This is a genomic window from Streptomyces sp. NPDC096132 (genome assembly GCF_044763345.1).
In the GTDB taxonomy this organism is placed as follows: Bacteria; Actinomycetota; Actinomycetes; order Streptomycetales; family Streptomycetaceae; genus Streptomyces.
Genome location: NZ_JBIWGA010000024.1, coordinates 97,681 through 117,763, shown reverse-complemented (window position 1 = coordinate 117,763; position 20,083 = coordinate 97,681). Strand labels below are relative to the sequence as shown.

The following is a 20,083-nucleotide window of genomic DNA, read 5'->3' as shown; positions in this document are numbered from 1 at the left end:
CGTTCCTCCCCCCAGTCAGGCCCTTGCGGCCTGCGGTCCGCGCGTCGGCGGGACCGTTGAGTTGCAGACCCCCGCGCATCAGTAGGCCCCCTGTCCGTAGAGCACCGCACGCAGCGTCTTCCACAAGATCACTGTGTCCAGGGCGAGCGACCAGTCCTCCACGTACCGCAGGTCCAGCCGGACCGCCTCCTCCCACGACAGGTCGCTGCGTCCGCTGATCTGCCACAGGCCGGTGAGTCCGGGTTTGACCAGCAGCCGCCGCCGGATGTCCGGGCCGTACGCGGCGGACTCCTCCGGCAGCGGAGGCCGCGGGCCGACGAGCGACATCGATCCGGTGAGCACGTTGAACAGCTGCGGGAGCTCGTCGATCGAGTACCGGCGCAGCACCGCTCCCACCCGGGTCACCCGGGGATCCCGGCGGAGCTTGAACAGCGGGCCGGCGCCCTCGTTGCGGTCGGCCAGCTCGGCCCGTGCCCCGTCGGCCCCGGCGACCATGGTGCGGAACTTGAGAATGGTGAACTCGCGGCCGTCCTTGCCGACCCTGCGCTGGCGGTAGAACGCCCCACCCCGGCTGTCCGCCAGCACGAGCAGCCCGACGCACACCATCAGCGGCGCGAACAGCACCAGCAGAAACGTTGCGCCTACCCGATCCACGACTCCTTTGACCGCCCGGCGGCCCCCGGAGAAGGTCGGCATGCTGACGCGCAGCAGCGGGATCCCGAGCACCGCGTCGACGTGCAGCCGCGGGCCGGCCACCTCCATCAGCACGGGGGCCACGACCATCTCGGCCTCGGTGCCTTCGAGGTTCCAGGCCAGCCGCTGCAGCCGGTGCGGGGACCAGTGCGGGTCCGGTGTGACCGCGACGACACGGTAGCCGTCGCCGTGGACGTGCTTGGCGACGTCCGACAGCCGGCCGACGATCGGCACTCCGTCCAGGAGGTCACCGTCGAGCCCGGGACCGTCCGTCGTGCACACCGCGTCCACCCGCCAGCCGAGGTGCGGGAACTTGCGGGTCCGGGTGATCAGGTCGTGCACGGTGGCTGGACTCCCGGCAGCGAGCACCGGTCTCAGACACCGGCCTTCCTTCCGCTGTTTGTGCAGCGAGAGCCGGAGAAGATACCGCTCGATCATGGTGACGATCGCCATCGTGGGGATCGCGACGAAGATCCAGAGCTTGATGTTGCGCGAGGTGAGGGCGATCCCGCCGAGCGCCAGTACGACGGTCGCCATGAACAGTGAGCGTCCGAGCCTGCGGAATTCCTCGGCACCCTGGCCGAGCACGGCCGGAGCCCACGACCGGCTCACCGCAAGCGTCCCCAGCACCAGCAGCTGGGTGCCGAAGGCGAGAATGATCCACTTCTCGTGCCAGTTGGCCGCGTCCCGGGCCCCGAAGAAGTTGCCGATCCCCATCACCACGAAGGCGGTGGCAGCGGTGTCGCTGATGATCACGGTACGGCGGTACCGCTGCTCCCAGTCGGTCGCGGGCCGGCTGATCGCCCCGTTCGCCAGATGCCCGCGCGCTGACGGATACGGGTCGACGAATCCCCCTTGCTGCACAGAACCCCCCCAGGTCCCCAGTGGTTCGACGTGTTCGCCCCACACTGTTCCTCCCCCCGGGAGGCCCCCGCCCCCCGCACTGTTCCTCCCCTCGGGAGGCCCCCGCCCCCTCCGCGTGCCGCGCTGCTCCTCCCCTCGGGAGGCCCCCGCCTCCCCGCGCATGCCAATTCCGTCTGTTTGATAGCTACTTGAGAGTTACTTGAACAACTCATCCCGGCGGCAGCGGACTTGCATGTCCTGCCGGACTCTCGAGGTGTCCGTGGGAACCCGTCACCTCGGGTGCTCCCCGCACCCGAAGCGCCCTCTCGGGCCCGAAGAGTTGATCACCCCCACGTCCGGCGCCGGGGACGCGAAAGCTGGCTTTCCGTGGCACCGAACCTATAGATCATTAGCGATCGACCGTGTGTCCGAACGGCTGAAGCACGGTCAATCTAGACCATCGGGGCCAGTATGAAGAAGAGGGGATGTGTGTAATTTGTGCTCAAGATTTTCACGCTGGATCCACTCGTGGCCGACCGCCCACGGGTGCCTTTTGAGCCACCCCGCGCTCCAGCGGCTCGCCAGGCCCCCGGGCGCGGCTTGCGCGCGGTGGGGATCAGCGAGTCGCCGCGGGCCTTCTACGGAACCCGAGAGTCCACTCTGGTGCACGGGCGCATCTTAGACACGTCAACAGCCACCGTGGTGCGCGGAGTTCACCGCGATGGCTGATCCGTTACGCACCTGTCGTCGAGCCCGGGCGGACGATCATCAGCACCACCACGATCAGCCAGGCGAGGGCGAACAGGCCGGTGATCATGGACAGATGGGGCAGTCGGGCGATCAGCGAATCCGCGGCGGTCGACGTCCGGTCGGGCTTGTCGAGCCGGGTGACCACGTCGTCCTGGGTGCCGAGCACCGCGATGCCCAGCAGGACGGCGGCCACCGCTGTCAGAGCCGTGGAGGCGATGAGCCAGGCGCTGCCCATCACACCCATGACCTGGGCGGTGCCGATACCGAAGGCCGGCACGGAGATGCCGGCCACGGCGTAGACCCGGCAGATCCGGTGCAGCAGCCGGACCGCCCCCTCGGCCGACTGCTGCCCGGGTCCGTCGGCCAGCGCCTGGCGTGCGTAACGCGGGAACAGGCTCGCCGCGATGGTGACCGGTCCGATGAGCAGGATCGCCGCCAGCACGTGGATGCTGAGCAGGAATTTGGCCATGGCGGTGACTCTCTTTCGCGCGCACGCCGACACGGGGCGTCAGGCGTACGGTTTCAGTCCGGCCTCAAGCGGCCTGACGGTGGATCATGGCGTCGCCCGCTGGTCCGGCCCTCCATGTGACCGGTACTCAGTTCGCTTGCGAGGCCGGGTTGATGGAGGCGGTCAGTGATCAACACCAGCTGTTCGGGGCGACGTTGTTGGGGACGTCCGGGGGCTGTGCACCTTGTGGCGGACGAACAGCGCCGCAGGCACGGCCATGACGATCAGTACGACCCCGCCCATGACGTTGCCCAAGTGCACGGCATCGGTGAACGCCCTCGGTGCCGCCGTTCCCACCACGCGGGCCAGGGATGCGGGGAGGTCTGCCGCGCCGCCGCCGTGTGACGCGCCCTCCACGATCCTGTCGGCCTGTGGCGAGGGGATGCCCGCCTCGACGAGACGGTCACGCAGGTTCCGGGGGAAGCGCCTGGTGACGACGGTGCCGAGCACGCTGGGGCCGAGCACCGTTCCCAGCTGGCGAGCCATGTTCACCGCTGCCGCCGCCATGCCCTCCTGTTGTGGCGGGACACTGTTGACCGCGGCGGCCGTCGAGGGCGCCGTCAGCAGCCCCGCGCCGATGCCCGCCACGAGCAGCCCGGGCCACATCGCCCCGTAACCCCCCGAGGCGTCGGTCGCGAGCAGCGCGAGAGATCCGGCTCCGATGAGGACCAGGCCCGCAGTGATCAGGAGCGTGAGTCCGACCCGGCGTACCAGCACCCGGGCGGCCACCACGGTGACCAGGAGGAACGTTCCGAACAGCGGCAGCAGGCGCACGCCGACGTCGAGGGGACCGGTCTGTCCCACACGTTCCATGTAGAGCACGCTGAGCAGGGCGACACCGACCAGTCCGAAAACGCTGACGGCAGCCACGCCCATGACGGCCGAGAAGGACGCGCTCCGAAAGAGCCTCAGGTCCAGCATGGGGTCGGGGTGCCGGAGTTCCACGCGTACGAACAGGAACAGTGACACGGCGAAGACCACGTACATGGTGATGATCGGCGCCTCGGTGTATCCGGTGGCGCCCCCCTGAATGATCGCGTAGGTGGCCGAGGCCGTCATCACCGTGCCCAGGACGAGGCCCGCGAGATCGAGCTTGCGGGTGGGGTGCCTGGACTCGGCCACGAAGACCGGGGCCAGGAGGAGGGCCGCGGCGGCGATGACGATGTTGGCGATGTAGACGGCGTGCCAGGAGAAATGTTCGAGCAGGGCTCCGGCGAGGATCGGGCCGACGGCCAGGCCCACTCCGGAGCACGCGGCCCAGATGCCGATCGCGGCGGTGCGCTCGTGCGGGTCGGTGAAGGTGGCACTGACGATCGCCAGGCTCGTCGGCAACACGGCTGAGCCGCCGAGGCCCGCGATCGCCTGTGCGGTGATGAGCATGCCGGCGCTGTCGGCGAAAACGGCGACCAGACTGCCGGCCAGGAAGACGGCGGCCCCCAGGCTGAACACGCGTCGACGCCCCACGAGGTCGCCGAAGGTCCCGGCGGACATCACGAAGCTCACGACAGCGAGGCTGTACGCGCTGGTGATCCACACCAGTGTGCTCGCCGTGACGTGCAGGTCGGTTTGTATGTCGCCCAGGGCCGAGATGGTGGAGGTGACGTCGACGAAGGCCATCATGACGCCGAGACAGACCACCAGAAGGCCGAGCCATCGGGCCCGCCCACTGCCGGGGGCCGCGGCGCGGGAAGCCTGAGCCGGAACGGGTGCCGTCATCGGACTGCCACCGCCCTCTTCTGCGATACGGCCAGGGACACGACAGCCGCGGCGGCCATGAGGGCCATCGTGACCAGCCAGGCGTGACGGTAGGTCTCCAGCGAGGCTCCACCGGAGGCGGTGCCGAGCATGGCGACCAGGATGCTGATGCCGACGACCGAGCCGATCTGGGTCGACATGGTCACGATGGCACTGCCCGTGGCGGCCTGTTCGGGGCGCAGGCCGACCGTCGCGGAAGAGACGACGGTCGGGAGCGCCAGGCCGGCGCCGAACCCGAAGAGCAGCCAGCACGGGAGGACTCCGGAAGCGTAGTTCGGGTCGTCGTGCAGGAGTACGGCGAAGAGAAGGATGCCGGCCGAGGCGATCGCGCTGCCGGCCGCCGCGATGACGCCGGCCGGGATCCGGAATCGGCGCTGGAGGGTTTCACTGGCGGTGGCAGCCAGCGCGAAGCCGACGGGGCCGGGAAGGCTGGCGCAGCCGGTCTTGATGGCGGAGTAGTGCCAGTGGGTCTGCAGCCAGAGGATCGTCGACAGCAAAAGGCTTGCGAACGAGGCCAGTTGCAGCATGCCGGCGAGGTTCGCCGAGGCGAAGATCCGGTCGCGGAAGAGAGAAAGGTCGACCACGGGGACCCGGTGCCGTGACGAGCGGAGCAGGAACGCCGTCAGCCCGACCACTGCCACGACCAGGGACGTGACGACGCGGGTGTCGGACCAGCCCCAGTCGGGCGCCTTCACCACGCCGAGAGCCAGGGCGCCGACCATGACGATCAACAGGACGCCGCCGAGCATGTCGGGGATGCGGGCGTCTTGTTCGTCCCTGACATGGGCCACGAGCCGGGCGGCCATCGCGATGGCGAGCAGCCCGACGGGAATGTTCACCAGGAACAGCCACCGCCAGGAGGCCTGGACCAGCAGCCCGCCGAAAATCGGTCCGCACACCCCGGACAGCGAGCCCGCGGTGAACCAGATCTTGACGTACCGCTCCACCTTGTCCGCGGGAGCGCTCGTCAGCACCAGGCCGAGGCTGGCCGGGGTCAGCAGGGCGGCGCCCACCGCCTGGAGGGCGCGGAAGACGACCAGCACCCATACGTCGCCGGACAGGGCCGCGCCGAGGCTCGCCGCCACGAAGACGCCCATGCCGAGCAGGAAGCCGTTCTTCCGCCCGAAGCGGTCGGCGAGGCGCCCCGCGGGGACGAGGAGGGCGGCGAAGACGATCGCGTAGCCGTTGAGGACCCAGCTCAGGTCCGACAAGGAGGTCGAGCCGACGCCCTGCCCGATGTTCGGCAGGCCGACGTTGGTGATCCACACGTCGAGTTGGCCGAGGAAGCTCGCCATGGCCAGCACGGCGAGGATGAGAGCCGGACGGGCGTTCGAGGGTGTGCCTCCGCCTCCCCTCTGGGTCGGCGGAGGGGCCATTTGATCTTGCGAGGACATGCGTCTCATCCGTTCTGCGGGATTCGCGGGATGCCGTGAGTGACGGACACCAGAGTTCTGGACCGTTCTGTCAGGAACCGTAGGAAGTTCTGGAACGGAATGTCAAGAATGGTGGTGCGGCCTGTAGGCTGGCCGTCATGGGGCGCCCACCGGGATTCGACAAGGACGAGGTCGTACAGGCCGTCGAGCGACAGTTCCGCCGTACCGGATACGCCGGTACCAGCGTTGACGACATCGCCAAGGCCGGCGGGCTGGGCCGCGGCAGCCTCTACGCCGCCTTCGGCGACAAGAGCCGGCTGTACCTGCGGACGCTGGAGGCGTACTGCGACCGGATCGAGGCCGCGTGGGCAGCCGTACTCGAAGGCCCCGAGGACACCGCTCTGGAACGGCTGCACGCGTACCTCGTGATGTCGGCGCGAGTCGTGCACGACGACCCCGACCGGCTCGGCTGCATGGTGACCGGCTTCGTCGTCGAGGGAGCCGAGCATGATCCGCAGGCCAGTGCGCGTGTCGAGCGGGCCCTCGGGAGGATCGAGGGATCGCTGACCGGGTGCGTACAGGCTGCGCAGCGGCAGGGCGACCTCGATCCCGAGGCGGACGTCCGGGGAATCAGTCACCTGCTCATGGCGGTCAACCGGGGCATGGAAGTACTGGCCAGGGCCGGGTTCGACGTGGTCGCGCTGGAGCGCGTCGCCGATCAGACCTTCGAAGGACTCCCGCTGACGGCCCGGGCCCGGTCCCGGCAGGCGCCTCGGACGGCCACCGCGGACGCTTCCTGAGCGCTACTCGCTCGAGGGTCCAAAGGTCCTGGTCAGAGCCAATGCCGCCGTTTGAAGACGACGTACAGACTGGTGCACACCACCGCCATCAGAACGATCGCGAAGGGGTAACCGAGCACCCAGTGCAACTCCGGCATGTGGCTGAAGTTCATCCCGTAGATCGTCCCGACCAGGGTCGGGGCGAACAGGATCGCCGCCCAGGACGAGATCTTCTTGATCTCCTCGTTCTGCTCGAACCCCGCCTCCGCGAGCGCCCGCATCTCCGCGTTCTGCTGCTGGGTGACCAGGGTCGCGTTCACGGTGAGGATCTCGGAGAGGGCCTGGCGGAAGCCGTCGACGCGTTCGCTGGTGTGGGTGACGTGGTCGGCGACGTCGCGGAGGTAGCGCTGGAGCTCCTCGTCCGTGCCGTACTTGGAGAAGCCGGCCATCAGGCCGTGCAGCATGCCGACCAGGGGGCGGGTCGCGCGCTGGAACTCGACCATCTCGCGGGAGAGTTCGTAGATGCGGCGGGAGACCTCCGGGTCGCCGCGGAACACCTCCGTCTCGATTTCGTCGATGTCGTTCTGGACGCCCGACACGACCGGGACATAGCCGTCGACGACCGCGTCCAGGATCGCGTAGAGGACCGCCTCCGGGCCGAGCTTCAGCAGTTCCGGGGTCTCCTCCATGCGGGTGCGGACCGCCGACAGGTCCGGAGCCGCGCCGTGGCGGACCGTGATGACGAAGTCGGGGCCGACGAACACGTGCAGCTCGCCGAAGTCGATCTCCTCGGGGGCGTCGAGATAGCGGGCGGCCCGGAGCACGACGAAGAGGGTGTCGCCGTAACGTTCCAGTTTGGGCCGCTGGTGGGCCTCCTTCGCGTCCTCGACGGCCAGCGGATGCAGGTCGAACTCGGCGGCCAGGGAGTGCAGTTCCCCCTCGGTGGGGCGAGCCAGCCCGATCCACGCCATACCGGCCGGCTGCTCGCGCAGCGCACGGTACGTCTCCGCCAGCCCGGCCGGGGCATAGACCCGGACGCCGTCGCGGTAGAGCACCGCCTGGACGACACTCGCGACCTCACCGTTCTCCGCCGGCTCCGGCGCCGCCGACGCCGACGTGCTGGGCCGGGGCGACTCCGGCGGGGGCACGGTGCGTCGCCAGACGGACTTCCGGGAACGGGAGCGATCGGACATCGCGGCTGCCTCTCGGTCTCGGCGTCGACCCTACGTCCGCGTGATCACGGGGCAGGATATACCGGGCATACGGCATCCCTGGCAGCCTCCCCAGGGCCCGGGCGGGCCCCCTCTGCGTTGCGGACGGCCCCTGTCCGCAACCCCCGCTAGCTTGCCGTGCATGACGAAGACGACGTCCGCAGGCGGTCCCGTGCTCTCCGACCGCGTTCTGAACCGAGCGACCCTCGACCGGCAGTTGCTCCTGCGGCCCGCCGTGGTGTCGGTGAAGGCGGCGGTGGAGCACCTGCTCGGGCTTCAGGCGCAGAACGTCAAGCCGCCGTACTACGCGCTCGCCGCGCGCCTCGACGGGTTCGTGCCCGAGCAGTTGTCGGCGCCGATGGCGGATCGTGAGGTGGTGCGGATCGTCACCATGCGGTCCACCATCCACACCCACACCGCCGACGACTGCCTCACTCTGCGCCCGCTGGTCCAGCCCGCCCGCGACCGTGAGCTGACGAACTTCCGCGACGGGCTCGCCGGGGTCGACCTCGACCGGCTCGCCGCCCTCGCCCGGGAGCTCGTGGAGGCCGAGCCGCGCACCATGAAGCAGCTGCGCGAGGCCCTGTCCGCGGAGTGGCCCGAAGCCGACCCGCAGTCCCTGGCCGTCGCCGCCCGCTGTCGGCTGCCGCTCGTCCAGGTGACCCCGCGCGGACTGTGGGGGAGGAGCGGACAGGTCGCGCTCACGACGGCCGAGCACTGGCTCGGCCGGCCCGCCGCACCGGCTCCCGCCCCGGACGACGTCGCCCTGCGCTACCTCGCCGCCTTCGGCCCGGCCTCCGTCAAGGACATGCAGACCTGGGCCGGACTCACCCGGCTGCGCGAGGTCTTCGAGCGGCTGCGCCCCAGGCTCCTCACCTTCCGGGACGAGCAGGGCACCGAGCTGTTCGACCTGCCGGACGCCCCCCGCCCGGACCCCGACACCCCGGCCCCGCCCCGCTTCCTCCCCGAGTTCGACAACCTTCTGCTCTCCCACGCCGACCGCAGCCGGGTCGTGCCGCCCCGGCACCGGGGCCGCAGCTGGCAGGGCAACCAGGCCTACCGGACCCTCCTCGTCGACGGCTTCCTGGCGGGTGTGTGGAAGCTGGAGGGGGACGTCCTGGTCGTCGAGTCCTTCGATCGGCTGGCCAAGGGGCAGCGGGAGGACGTGACCGAGGAGGCGGAGCGGATGCTGCGCGCGATGCACCCGGGGACGCCGTACGACATCCGGTTCGGGACCGTCGTAGGGCCGCGGTGACCGCGGTGACCGCGGTGACCGCGATGACCTGTTCGCGGGCATGGAAAGGGGGCGCTGCGGGCCGCTCGTGGAGGCTCGCAGCGCCCCCTGGTCGATCACCTGAGGGGTGCTCAGGAATTCCTGGTCACGCGGTCACTACGAGTTGACCTGCGCGGTGACGAGGCTGGAGAAGGTGGTCAGCCGGGTGTACACACCCGGGTAACCGGCCTCCGCGCAGCCCTCGCCCCAAGAAGTGATCCCTGCCAGGACGCCCCCGATGAGCAGGGGACCGCCGCTGTCGCCCTGGCAGGTGTCTACGCCACCGGACGTGTATCCGGCGCAAACCATGTCGGTCGCAACGAAGCTCGAACCGTAGGAGCTGCGGCAGCTGGAGTCGGACACGATCGGGACGGTCGCGGTCCGCAGCTGGTTGGAGGAGCTGCCGTTCTCCGAGGTGGTGCCCCAGCCGAGGACGCGGGCCGTGGTGCCGGCCGCGTACACGCTGGTCTGGGACGAGGAGACGTACGAGGCCGTGGTGTACGGCATCGAGGTCGCCAGGGTCAGGACGGCCACGTCGTCGCCGTTGGTGGCGTCCGTGTAGTCCGGGTTGATCCAGATCTTGCTCACCCGGCTGACCGTGCCGTTGGTGCCGTTCAGGTAGGTGCGGCCGCCGACGACTCGCACGCTGCTCGTGGTCTCGCCGACCATACAGTGGGCCGCCGTGACCACCTTGGTCGCCGAGACGAGGGTGCCGCCGCAGAACTGGTTCTGCGAGGCGTCCGTGATCTGCATCATGAACGGGTAGGCGGTCGTGGTCGTGGTCGTGCCGCCGACGATCGGCTGGGGGGCTGCGACAGCGGTGGGGGCGCTGAGCAGTGCGGTGGCCGCGGCGGCCGCAGTGGCAGCGACGACGGCTGCGGCCTTCTTGGCGCGGTTGAGCCCGAACATGCGTCTCCTCGTGGGGGATTTGCCGGTGGGGGGTCGCGCGGGTGTGGGGGGTGGTGCACGGGGGTCGCGGGACCGACCCCCGTGTGCCCGGGCGAGCGGCACATCCCAAACGCTAGGGGCCGGAACACCCTCCTCCCAATGAGGGAACCCCCTAGGGGCGTTGGGGCAGGGAAAACCCTCGGTCAACCCGCGGGGGCCCTCCGTCAACCCGCGTACGGCAGTTAACCCCCGCGTGGCTCACTTCGCGTGACGCCCCGCCGCCAGTCGGACGATGTCCACCCGGGAGCGGATCCCCAGCTTCCGGTAGACCCGGGTCAGGGTCGCCTCGACCGTCTTGACGCTGATGAACAGCCGTGCGGCGATCTCCCGGTTGGTCGCGCCCTCCATCACCAGCGCGGCGACCTGACGCTCCATCGACGCGAGACCCTCGAGGGCGTCGGAGGCGGGAGCCTGCGGCAGCACCGGCACCGGCTCGGCGGCACCCTCCGCGGCCGCCGCGTCCACCTGCCGCAGCCAGGGCAAAGCCCGGCACCGCCGGAACAGCCGCGCCGCCTCGTCGTACGAGGTCGGACCGGGCCGTCCGGTGCGCAGCCGGGCCAGCGCGAACGCCGCCCGCGCCTCCTCCAGGCCGTACCCCAGCTTGGCGAGCCGGTCCTGAACGGACGTCAGCCGGGCCAGCGCCCCCTCGTGGTCGCCCTGCGCCGCCCGGACGAGGGCCTCCGCCCGGTCCAGTACGGCGAGCACGCTCTCCCGGCCGAGCCGCAGCGCGTGCTCACGGGCGACGTCGATGACGTCCTGCGCCTCGCCCGGTTCGCCCACCCGGACCAGGGCCTCGGCGAGGTCGCCGTGCCAGCGGCCGCGCGCCGGGTCGGTGATGCGCAGGCCCACCTCCAGCTCCCGTACCCGGCGCAGCGAGCCGACCGCGCCCGCCGCGTCCCCGGCCACCAGCTGGGCGTGGCCCAGTGCGGCCAGGGCGCGCGAGAGGTACATCTGGTCGCCGTCCTCCTCGGCGCGTTCCGCCGCCTCCCGGGCCAGGGCCAGGGCCCGGTCCACGTCACCGCCGGAGGCCTCGGCGAGCGAGGCGAGCATCGCGGACGCGCCGAGGCCGATGCCGGAGTCGCGGGCCAGCCGGAGGCTCTCGCGGGACAGGTCGAGGGCGCGCCCGCAGTGCCCGGAGCGCAGTTCGACCTCGGCGAGGAAGCGCTGGAAGTGCACCTCGCTCTCGACCATGCCGCGCCGGCGCACCTCGCGCAGCAGCGCGGTGATGGTGGTGCGGGCCTCGGGCAGCTGGTCGCTCATCAGCAGCCAGCGGAAGCGGGCGGCGCCGACGCCGTTGTGATGGCACGCCACATACGGGTCCTGAGGCTCCTTCAGGGCCCGCTTGATGGTGGTGGGCGCGTTCGGATGGCCCATCAGGGTCTCGGTGGAGGCCTGGAAGGACAGCGCCATCAGCTCGGTGCGCCGGTCGCCGCCGCGTGCGGCCAGCTCCGCCGCGTGCGCGGCCTCCTGCCGGGCCTCGGAGAAGTCGCCCTCGACGATCAGCTTGCGCCAGGCGAGGTGGTAGTGGACCAGGGCGAGCAGCCGGGGGTCGTCGCCGGCGTCGGCGAGGGCCTGCGGGAAGACGGCGTCGACGTCGCCGAGGGCCTGCCCGGCGGCCTCGATCACCACCTCCCAGGCGCGGATCCGGTCGGCGGGCACGGTGGCCCGGGTCAGCACCTCGCGCGCGATGTCCCGCGCGAGGTCGACCTCACCGGCCGTGATCGCGTCCTCGGCGGCCTGGAGGCGGTGCTCGTCCGGGGGAGGGGTGCCGTCCGGCGGGGTGTGCCGGGCGGCGAGCAGTCCGAGCGAGGCGGCGACGGAGGGGGCGCCGCGGTCGCGGGCGAGGGCGGCGGCCTCGGCGAGCCGGGCGGCCACCTCCGGATCGGTGCCGGTGGTCGCCAGGGCGAGGTTGCGGGCCCGTTCGATCGGGTCGGAGGCGGCCGTGGACAGCGCGGCGTGCGCGGCCCTCCGCTCCTGCGCGGGCGCCTCCGCGTACAGCGCGGCCGAGATCAGCGGATGCGCGAACCGTACGGCGGGACCCTCGGGCTCGGTCGCGAGCAGCCCGAGTTCGGCGGCCCGGGCGGTCTCGGCCTCGGCGTTCTCCCGGCCGGCCGCGTGCAGCAGGGCCAGGGTGGGGCGGGCGCCCGCGCTGGCCACCAGCAGGGTGCGGCGGGCGTCGTCGGAGAGCATGTCGAGGCGGCTGAGCACCAGGGCGCGCAGCGAGGTCGGCACCGGCAGCGGCTCGCCGGGGCGCGGCGGGGTCGGGTTCTCGCCGAGCGCGCGGCCCAGCTCCAGGGCGAACAGCGGGTTGCCGCCGCTGGTGCGGTGTATCTCCCGGACCGTGGAGCGGGGCAGGTCGGTGTAGCCGCGGTGGTCGAGCAGCGCGGAGACCTGGGCGCGCGAGAGCGGGTTCAGCCGGACGGCGAGGGTGTCCGGAGGGGACGCGCGTAGATGGCGGTCGTACTCCTGGCCCTCGGTGCGGACCGCGCACAGCAGCTGGACGGGGGTGTCGCCGAGGCGGCGGGCGGCGAATCCGAGCAGTTCGGCGCTGGCCGAGTCCAGCCACTGGAGGTCGTCGGCGACGAGCAGGACGGGGCCGGACGCGGCGAGGGCGCGCAGGGCGGACAGTACGGCCAGGCGCAGGGCGAGCCCGTCGCGCTGCAGGGTGGACTCGCCGCGGCCGGTGAGCGCCGACTCCAGGGCCGTGCGCTGGGCCGTCGGCAGCTTGTCCGAGATCTCGTCCAGGACCAGACCGAAGAGGTCGGCGAGGGCCAGGAAGGGGAGGTGGGATTCGGACTCGGTCGCCGAGCAGCGCAACACGGTGCGCGCCGCGTCGCCGTAATCCGCGGCCAATGCCCGCAGCACGGTCGACTTTCCTATTCCGGCGGGGCCGTGGAGCAGCACACTGCCGCCGCGGGCCAGCTGGTCACGCGCGGAGGTGAACAGCTCCGACCTGCCGATGACCAGGTCGGGGCGGCATCTGGCAGGCTCCTTGAAGTCCCGTCGCACGGTCACCGCTCCCCTCCAAGTGTCGTGTTCGGGCCAAATTCTAGGCAACGGGGCTTTGAAATTCGGAGGGACGGCGTGGTGAGGGATATAACAACGTGACGCATAGGGAAATTCACTGCTGCGGCGGATGAATGGGTAGTTGTCGTGGGGACTCCTTCCTGGCTTGATCCGAACGGACCGTCCGCCCTCGGCGCCGGGTGTCGCGAGGGGTGTGGGAGCACTCTTCCACGGCCTTGTTACCGACAGGAACAGTCCCGCGTCCGCTTACGGCAGCAACCCCGCCCGACGGGCCGCCGCCACCGCCTCACCACGGGTGTGCGCGCCCAGCCTGCGCATCGCCGACCGCAGGTACCCCTTGACGGTCTCCGGGCCCAGCCCCAGCCTCCCCCATAGCCTCAAGGGCATGGGGGGACCCCCATGGCCGCCGCCGCGTTCGTCGCCCCCGCCGCCACACAGGCCAGGACGTCCAGCTCACGCGGCGCGAGCGTGATCCGCTGGTCGCCGGGGCGCGGGGTCAGCATGCCGCAGGCGTCCAGCAGCTCCGCGCGCAGGGCCGGGTCACCGATCCTCGGGGCCAGCGCCCGCAGGGCCGCGTGCGCCTCGCGCACCTGTTCCCAGCCGGGGCCGGGACCCGCGTCGGGGGCGGGCCGCGGCGGGGCCGCCGACAGCAGCCCGCGTGCCTCGTCCTCGACGACCAGCGCCTGCTCCACGTCCCGTGCCACGTCCACGGCCGCGTTCAGAGTGCGGTCACCCAAAGGCTGGGCGGTGCGCAGGGCGCCGTACAGCACACCGCGCACCCGGCGCCGTACCACCACGGGGATCGCCAGGATCGAGCGCAGCCCCTCCTCGGCGACGGCCGCGTCGTACTCGTGGCTGATCTGGCGGGAGAGGGCGTAGTCGGTCACGGCGCACGGGCGGGCCAGCGCGACCGCCTTCCCGCCGAGCCCGTTCCCGGAGGTCACCGCGAGCCCGCTGAGCGCGAGCGTGGCCGCACCGCTGAACTCGCTGATCCGCATCCGGGCCCGCCCCGGCTCGACCAGGCCGCCGAAGGCGACCGGCAGCCCCGTCGTCCGCCGCAGTCGCGCCGGCGCACCGCGAATCTCCGCCCTCCCGTCAGGGTCTGCTGCCACGTCCTCGCCCTTTCCGCGTGGCTGGTGTTTTCCAGGGGATGCTCCACACAGCCCCCTCTGGGCGCCGCACTCCCCCCGTTCGGGGGTAGTGAGACCTGCATCACGGATTACACGATGTCAGAGAGCCGCCCGGCAATGGTCCGGCACCGAGGAGGACGACGCAGATGACGACGGCGACGGAGCTGTTCCGCAGAGCCCGGGACTTCCTGCTGGAACACCGTGAGGACTACGAGGCCGCCTGTGAAGGCTTCGAGTGGCCCCGCCCGGAGCACTTCAACTGGGCCCTCGACTGGTTCGACGTCATCGCCGAGGGCAACGGGCGCACCGCCCTGCACATCGTGGAGGAGGACGGTTCCGAGACCCGGCTGACCTTCGCCGAGCTGTCCGAGCGCTCCGACCGGGTCGCGAACTGGCTGCGCGGGCGCGGGGTGGCCGCCGAGGACCGGATCCTCGTCATGCTCGGCAACCAGGCCGAGCTGTGGGAGACCGCCCTGGCCGCGATGAAGCTGCGCGCCGTCGTCATCCCGGCCACCCCGCTGCTCGGCCCCGCCGACCTGCGCGACCGGGTCGAGCGCGGCCGGGTCCGCCACGTCCTGGTGCGGTCCGAGGACACCGGCAAGTTCGACGAGGTCCCGGGCGACTACACCCGGATCGCCGTCGGCGGCGCGCCCGAGGGCTGGCAGCCCTACGAGACCGCGTACGACGCCCCCGCGGACTTCACCCCCGACGGCCCCACCCTCGCCGACGACCCCCTGATGCTGTACTTCACCTCCGGTACGACCGCCCGCCCCAAGCTGGTCGAGCAGACCCACACCTCGTACCCGATCGGGCATCTGGCGACGATGTACTGGATCGGGCTGAAGCCGGGTGACGTGCACCTGAACATCTCCTCGCCGGGCTGGGCCAAGCACGCCTGGTCGAACCTGTTCGCCCCGTGGAACGCGGAGGCGACCGTCTTCATCCACAACTACACGCGCTTCGACGCGGCCCGGCTGATGACGGAGATGGACCGTGCGGGCGTCACCTCCTTCTGCGCCCCGCCGACGGTGTGGCGGATGCTGATCCAGGCCGACCTCACCGAGCTGCGCACCCCGCCGAGGGAGGTCGTGGCGGCCGGTGAGCCGCTGAACCCCGAGGTCATCGAGCAGGTCCGGCGGGCCTGGGGGGTGACGATCCGGGACGGCTTCGGACAGACGGAGACGGCCGTGCAGGTCGCCAACAGCCCCGGACAGGAACTGAAGACCGGTTCCATGGGCCGGCCGAGCCCCGGTTACCGGGTGGAGCTCCTCGACCCGGTCTCGGGCGCGCCCGGCGCGGCCGAGGGAGAGATCGCGCTGGACCTGTCGGTGCGGCCGGTGGGCCTGATGACCGGCTACCACGGTGACCCCGACCGTACGGCGGAGGCGATGGCCGGCGGCTACTACCGCACCGGCGACATCGGCGCCCGCGACGCCGACGGCTACATCACCTACGTCGGACGCGCCGACGACGTCTTCAAGGCCTCCGACTACAAGATCAGCCCGTTCGAGCTGGAGAGCGCCCTGCTGGAGCACGAGGCCGTGGCCGAGGCGGCCGTCGTCCCCGCACCGGACGAGCTGCGCCTGGCCGTGCCCAAGGCGTACATCGTCCTGGCGGAGGGCTGGGAGCCGGGCCCGGACACGGCGAAGGTGCTGTTCGAGCACTCCCGTGGGGTCCTCGCCCCGTACAAGCGCATCCGCCGCCTGGAGTTCGCCCCGCTCCCCAAGACCGTCAGTGGCAAGATCCGCCGGATCGAGCTGCGCGAGGCGACGGCGGCGGGCTCGGCCGACGAGTACCGCGAGGAGGACTTCCGGTGACGGGCGGCTCGTACACGCACGGGACGAGCGGCTCCTACACGCACGGGACGAGCGGTACCGCCCTGCTCGGCGACACGATCGGGGCCAACCTGGACAGGGCCGTCGCCGCCTGGCCGGACCGCGAGGCGCTGGTCGACGTGCCCTCGGGACGGCGCTGGACCTACGCCCGCTTCGCCGCCGACGTCGACGAGCTGGCGTACGCGCTGCTCGCGAGCGGGGTCGCCAAGGGCGACCGGGTGGGCATCTGGGCGGTCAACTGTCCGTGGGGGCACCTCCCACGCCCTTAAGGCAGTGGGGGAGGGTCCTGGTCCAGTACGCCACCGCCCGCATCGGCGCGATCATGGTGAACATCAACCCGGCCTACCGCACCCACGAGGTGTCGATCTGTTACGGCATGACCGAGACCTCGCCCGTCTCCACCCAGACGCGCCGCGACGACGACCTGGAGCACCGCACGGGCACGGTTGGCCGGGTCCTGCCGCACATCGAGGTGAAGGTCGTCGACCCGGTGACCGGCGCGACCCGACCGCGCGGTGGCGCGGGGGAGCTGTGCACCCGCGGCTACAGCGTGATGCTCGGATACTGGAACGAGCCGGAGAAGACCGCCGAGGCCATCGACGCGGGCCGCTGGATGCACACCGGGGACCTGGCGGTGATGCGCGAGGACGGCTATCTGGAGATCGTCGGCCGTATCAAGGACATGATCATCCGGGGCGGGGAGAACATCTACCCGCGCGAGATCGAGGAGTTCCTCTACGGCCACCCGAAGATCCAGGACGTCCAGGTCGTCGGCGTCCCGCACGAGCGCTACGGCGAGGAGGTCCTCGCCTGTGTGATCCCGTGCGACGCGGCGGACCCGCTGACGCTGGGGGAGTTGCGCACCTACTGCGAGGGGCGGCTCGCGCACTACAAGATCCCCAGCCGGCTCCAGGTCCTGGAGGCGTTCCCGATGACGGTCTCCGGGAAGGTGCGCAAGATCGAACTGCGGGAGAGGTACGGCGTCTGAGCGCCGTCGGCCGCCGCCTCAGGCGCCCCTGGCGTCGAGGGCGGCGGCCGCCGCGTTCACCGGCTGCGGGGTGCCCGTGAGGTCCAGCACGAAGAGCGGGACGCGCAGCCGGTCGGCGCCGGCGCGGGCGTCGTCGCCGTACCCGGCGAGGGAGAAGTACACGCAGTCGGCGGACCGGGTCATCGCCGTCAGCCACAGACACTCCACGTCCCGCAGCGCGGCCGGACACACACTCGGGTCCACCTGCGCCAGCAGCCCACGGGCGGCGAGACCGATGCCGGCGGTGGGCCGCTGATCGGCCCGCCGGACGTCCCCGTAGCCCAGCCAGCGCAGATACAGCGCAGCGGCGGTGACCGCGTCGAGCGCGGTACGGATGGCCACGGAACGGAAGGCGCGGCGGCCGGACACCGGCGCGGGTTCCGTGCCCGGCTTCGCGGAGGTGTCCGGTGCGCGCCCGGGTCCCGGCGGCTCGGTCAGCGGGAGCCGTAGCACCGTCCCGCAGGGGCAGCCCAACTCCGGGTGCGGCCACTGGCCGTGGCGGCCGCAGGAGCCGCAGCGCAGGGTGACCCAGTCCTCGTCCCAGGCGCGGTGCACGACGGCCGTCGGCGCCGCCCCCGCGTCGAGCACCGCCGCGACGGGGGCGCCGCACGCGCACGGGTAGGACGGCGCGGTGAAGTGGCGCTCGCTCCGGCAGGCCGGGCAGCGCACCGGCACGCTCTCGGACATGGCCCCATCGTCCTCCTTCGGCCCCCGCTTGTCCGTCTCTTGACGACGTTCACGCACCCACTTACATTGCTTCCAGATAGCAGAAAAGAATTTCCACTATACGGAAAGTTGGGCACAGATCGGTTCTCACCGCGGGGCGCGACGGGAGAGCGATTCCGACAGCCGAAGCAGGAGTACTCGATGGCTCGAATGACCGCTGCCCGCGCGGCAGTTGAGATCCTCAGGCGCGAGGGCGTCAGCGCCGCGTTCGGTGTCCCCGGCGCGGCGATCAACCCGTTCTACGCGGCGCTCAAGGCATCCGGCGGCATCCAGCACACCCTCGCCCGCCATGTCGAGGGCGCCTCGCACATGGCCGAGGGCTACACCCGCACCCACCCCGGCAACATCGGCGTCTGCATCGGCACGTCGGGTCCGGCCGGCACCGACATGATCACCGGTCTGTACTCGGCCATCGGCGACTCGATCCCGATCCTGTGCATCACGGGCCAGGCCCCGACCGCGGTGATCCACAAGGAGGATTTCCAGGCCGTCGACATCGCCTCGATCGCGGGGCCGGTGACCAAGATGGCGGTCACCGTGCTGGAGGCGGCCCAGGTCCCTGGTGTCTTCCAGCAGGCCTTCCATCTGATGCGCTCCGGCCGGCCGGGCCCGGTGCTGATCGACCTGCCGGTCGACGTCCAGCTGACGGAGATCGAGTTCGACCCGGACACGTACGAGCCGCTGCCCGTCTACCGGCCGGCCGCGACCCGCGCCCAGATCGAGAAGGCGCTCGGCATGCTGAACGCCGCCGAGCGCCCGCTGATCGTGGCGGGCGGCGGGGTCGTCAACGCCGACGCCTGCGCACTCCTCGTCGAGTTCGCCGAGCTGACGGGCACTCCGGTCGTCCCGACGCTGATGGGCTGGGGCGCCATCCCCGACGACCACGAACTGAACGCCGGCATGGTCGGTCTGCAGACCTCGCACCGCTACGGCAACGCGACCTTCCTGGAGTCGGACTTCGTCCTCGGCATCGGCAACCGCTGGGCCAACCGCCACACCGGCCGCCTCGACGTCTACACGAAGGGCCGCACCTTCGTCCACGTCGACATCGAGCCCACCCAGATCGGCAGGATCTTCGCCCCCGACTACGGCTTCGCGTCCGACGCCCGGGCGGCACTGGAGCTGTTCGTGGAGGCCGCGAGGGAGCGGAAGGCGGCGGGCACGCTCCCCGACCGCTCCGCGTGGGCGGCCGCCGCACAGGACAAGCGGGCCACCCTCCAGCGCCGTACGCACTTCGACGACATCCCCATCAAGCCGCAGCGCGTGTACGAGGAGATGAACAAGGCCTTCGGCCCCGAGACCCGGTACGTCACCACCATCGGCCTCTCGCAGATCGCCGGCGCCCAGCTCCTGCACGTCCACCGGCCGCGCCACTGGATCAACTGCGGCCAGGCGGGCCCCCTGGGCTGGACGGTCCCGGCGGCGCTCGGCGTCGCCAAGGCCGACCCGGAGGCGCAGGTCGTCGCCCTCTCCGGTGACTACGACTTCCAGTTCATGATCGAGGAGCTGGCCGTCGGTGCGCAGCACAAGATCCCGTACGTCCATGTCCTCGTCAACAACGCCTACCTGGGCCTGATCCGCCAGGCGCAGCGGGCCTTCGACATCGACTTCCAGGTCAACCTGGAGTTCGAGAACATCAACTCGCCGGAGCTGGGCGTCTACGGCGTCGACCATGTGAAGGTCGCCGAGGGCCTCGGCTGCAAGGCGATCCGCGTGACCGACCCGAACGAACTCGGCGCCGCCTTCGAGCAGGCCAGGAAGCTCGCGGCGGAGTTCCGGGTGCCGGTCGTCGTCGAGGCCGTCCTGGAACGGGTCACCAACATCTCGATGAGCGTCACCAACGACATAGCCAACATCGTGGAGTTCGAGGAACTCGCCACCGAGCCGGACCACGCGCCGACATCGATCAGGACACTGAAGGTCTGACACGACTCCCCGCACGGGGGCGGCCGCCCCTTCGGCGTGTCAGGCACGAGCCGCGGTGGTCCGGCAGGCGCGGCCGCGGCCGGGCAGGAGCTGCGACCGTCCGGCGCGAGCGCGGCCGCAGCTCGGCGCGAGCTGCCGCGATCCGGTGGGAGTCGCTGCGCCGGCCGGTGGGAGCTGCCGTGATCCGGTGGGAGTCGCTGCGCCGGCCGGTGGGAGCTGCCGTGATCCGGTGGGAGTCGCTGCGCCGGCCGGTGGGAGCTGCCGTGATCCGGTGGGAGT

Annotated in this window: 12 protein-coding genes and 2 pseudogenes; 5 read left to right on the top strand and 9 right to left on the bottom strand. The window is 71.3% G+C overall.

Annotation, left to right across the window (positions count from 1 at the left end; all coding sequences use genetic code 11):
- Positions 1-78 precede the first annotated feature (78 nt).
- The 4 genes from ACIRF9_RS40285 to ACIRF9_RS40270 all read right to left on the bottom strand — a co-directional run bounded on the left by ACIRF9_RS40285 (position 79) and on the right by ACIRF9_RS40270 (position 5,844).
- Positions 79-1,557, bottom strand: coding sequence for a sugar transferase (locus ACIRF9_RS40285; RefSeq protein WP_403833002.1), 1,479 nt, complete (start codon positions 1,555-1,557; stop codon positions 79-81).
- 712 nt (positions 1,558-2,269) lie between these two features.
- Complete coding sequence (locus ACIRF9_RS40280) at positions 2,270-2,755, bottom strand: DUF2269 family protein (RefSeq protein WP_403832999.1); 486 nt, start codon at positions 2,753-2,755, stop codon at positions 2,270-2,272.
- Between the two features lie 162 nt (positions 2,756-2,917).
- Positions 2,918-4,510: an MFS transporter gene (locus ACIRF9_RS40275; protein ID WP_403832997.1), complete on the bottom strand. Its 1,593-nt coding sequence runs from the start codon at positions 4,508-4,510 to the stop codon at positions 2,918-2,920.
- A complete protein-coding gene (locus ACIRF9_RS40270) occupies positions 4,507-5,844 on the bottom strand; it encodes an MFS transporter (protein WP_403832994.1) in 1,338 nt (445 codons plus the stop codon). The genes ACIRF9_RS40275 and ACIRF9_RS40270 overlap by 4 nt, the downstream gene beginning before the upstream one ends.
- Positions 5,845-6,080: 236 nt before the next feature.
- Between ACIRF9_RS40270 and ACIRF9_RS40265 the strand changes: the two genes are divergently transcribed.
- On the top strand, positions 6,081-6,722 hold the full coding sequence (locus ACIRF9_RS40265; RefSeq protein ID WP_403832991.1) for a TetR/AcrR family transcriptional regulator: 642 nt from the start codon (positions 6,081-6,083) through the stop codon (positions 6,720-6,722).
- A gap of 32 nt (positions 6,723-6,754) precedes the next feature.
- Here ACIRF9_RS40265 and ACIRF9_RS40260 read toward each other — a convergent pair whose 3' ends face one another.
- On the bottom strand, positions 6,755-7,894 hold the full coding sequence (locus tag ACIRF9_RS40260; protein WP_403832988.1) for a magnesium and cobalt transport protein CorA: 1,140 nt from the start codon (positions 7,892-7,894) through the stop codon (positions 6,755-6,757).
- 160 nt (positions 7,895-8,054) lie between these two features.
- Here ACIRF9_RS40260 and ACIRF9_RS40255 point away from each other — a divergent pair, with 160 nt between their 5' ends.
- A complete protein-coding gene (locus tag ACIRF9_RS40255; protein WP_403832985.1) occupies positions 8,055-9,167 on the top strand; it encodes a winged helix DNA-binding domain-containing protein in 1,113 nt (370 codons plus the stop codon).
- A gap of 135 nt (positions 9,168-9,302) precedes the next feature.
- Here the strand turns inward: ACIRF9_RS40255 and ACIRF9_RS40250 are convergent, their stop codons facing one another.
- From ACIRF9_RS40250 to ACIRF9_RS40240, 3 genes and pseudogenes are all read right to left on the bottom strand, one after another.
- Positions 9,303-10,094 (bottom strand): S1 family peptidase, encoded by a 792-nt coding sequence (locus tag ACIRF9_RS40250; protein ID WP_403832984.1) that lies wholly within the window; start codon positions 10,092-10,094, stop codon positions 9,303-9,305.
- Between the two features lie 237 nt (positions 10,095-10,331).
- On the bottom strand, positions 10,332-13,148 hold the full coding sequence (locus ACIRF9_RS40245) for an ATP-binding protein (protein ID WP_403832982.1): 2,817 nt from the start codon (positions 13,146-13,148) through the stop codon (positions 10,332-10,334).
- Between the two features lie 258 nt (positions 13,149-13,406).
- Positions 13,407-14,272, bottom strand: a pseudogene (locus ACIRF9_RS40240) (LuxR C-terminal-related transcriptional regulator).
- Between the two features lie 164 nt (positions 14,273-14,436).
- Between ACIRF9_RS40240 and ACIRF9_RS40235 the strand changes: the two are divergent.
- Both ACIRF9_RS40235 and ACIRF9_RS40230 read left to right on the top strand, forming a co-directional pair.
- Complete coding sequence (locus ACIRF9_RS40235; RefSeq protein ID WP_403832980.1) at positions 14,437-16,107, top strand: AMP-binding protein; 1,671 nt, start codon at positions 14,437-14,439, stop codon at positions 16,105-16,107.
- Positions 16,104-17,113, top strand: a pseudogene (locus ACIRF9_RS40230) (AMP-binding protein). Before ACIRF9_RS40235 ends, ACIRF9_RS40230 begins: the two are co-directional and overlap by 4 nt.
- An 18-nt stretch (positions 17,114-17,131) precedes the next feature.
- Here the strand turns inward: ACIRF9_RS40230 and ACIRF9_RS40225 are convergent.
- Positions 17,132-17,839, bottom strand: coding sequence for a hypothetical protein (locus tag ACIRF9_RS40225; protein ID WP_403832978.1), 708 nt, complete (start codon positions 17,837-17,839; stop codon positions 17,132-17,134).
- 180 nt (positions 17,840-18,019) lie between these two features.
- On the opposite strand from ACIRF9_RS40225, the gene gcl reads away from it, so the two are divergent.
- Positions 18,020-19,804 (top strand): glyoxylate carboligase, encoded by a 1,785-nt coding sequence (gene gcl, locus ACIRF9_RS40220; RefSeq protein WP_403832976.1) that lies wholly within the window; start codon positions 18,020-18,022, stop codon positions 19,802-19,804.
- Positions 19,805-20,083: the final 279 nt, after the last annotated feature.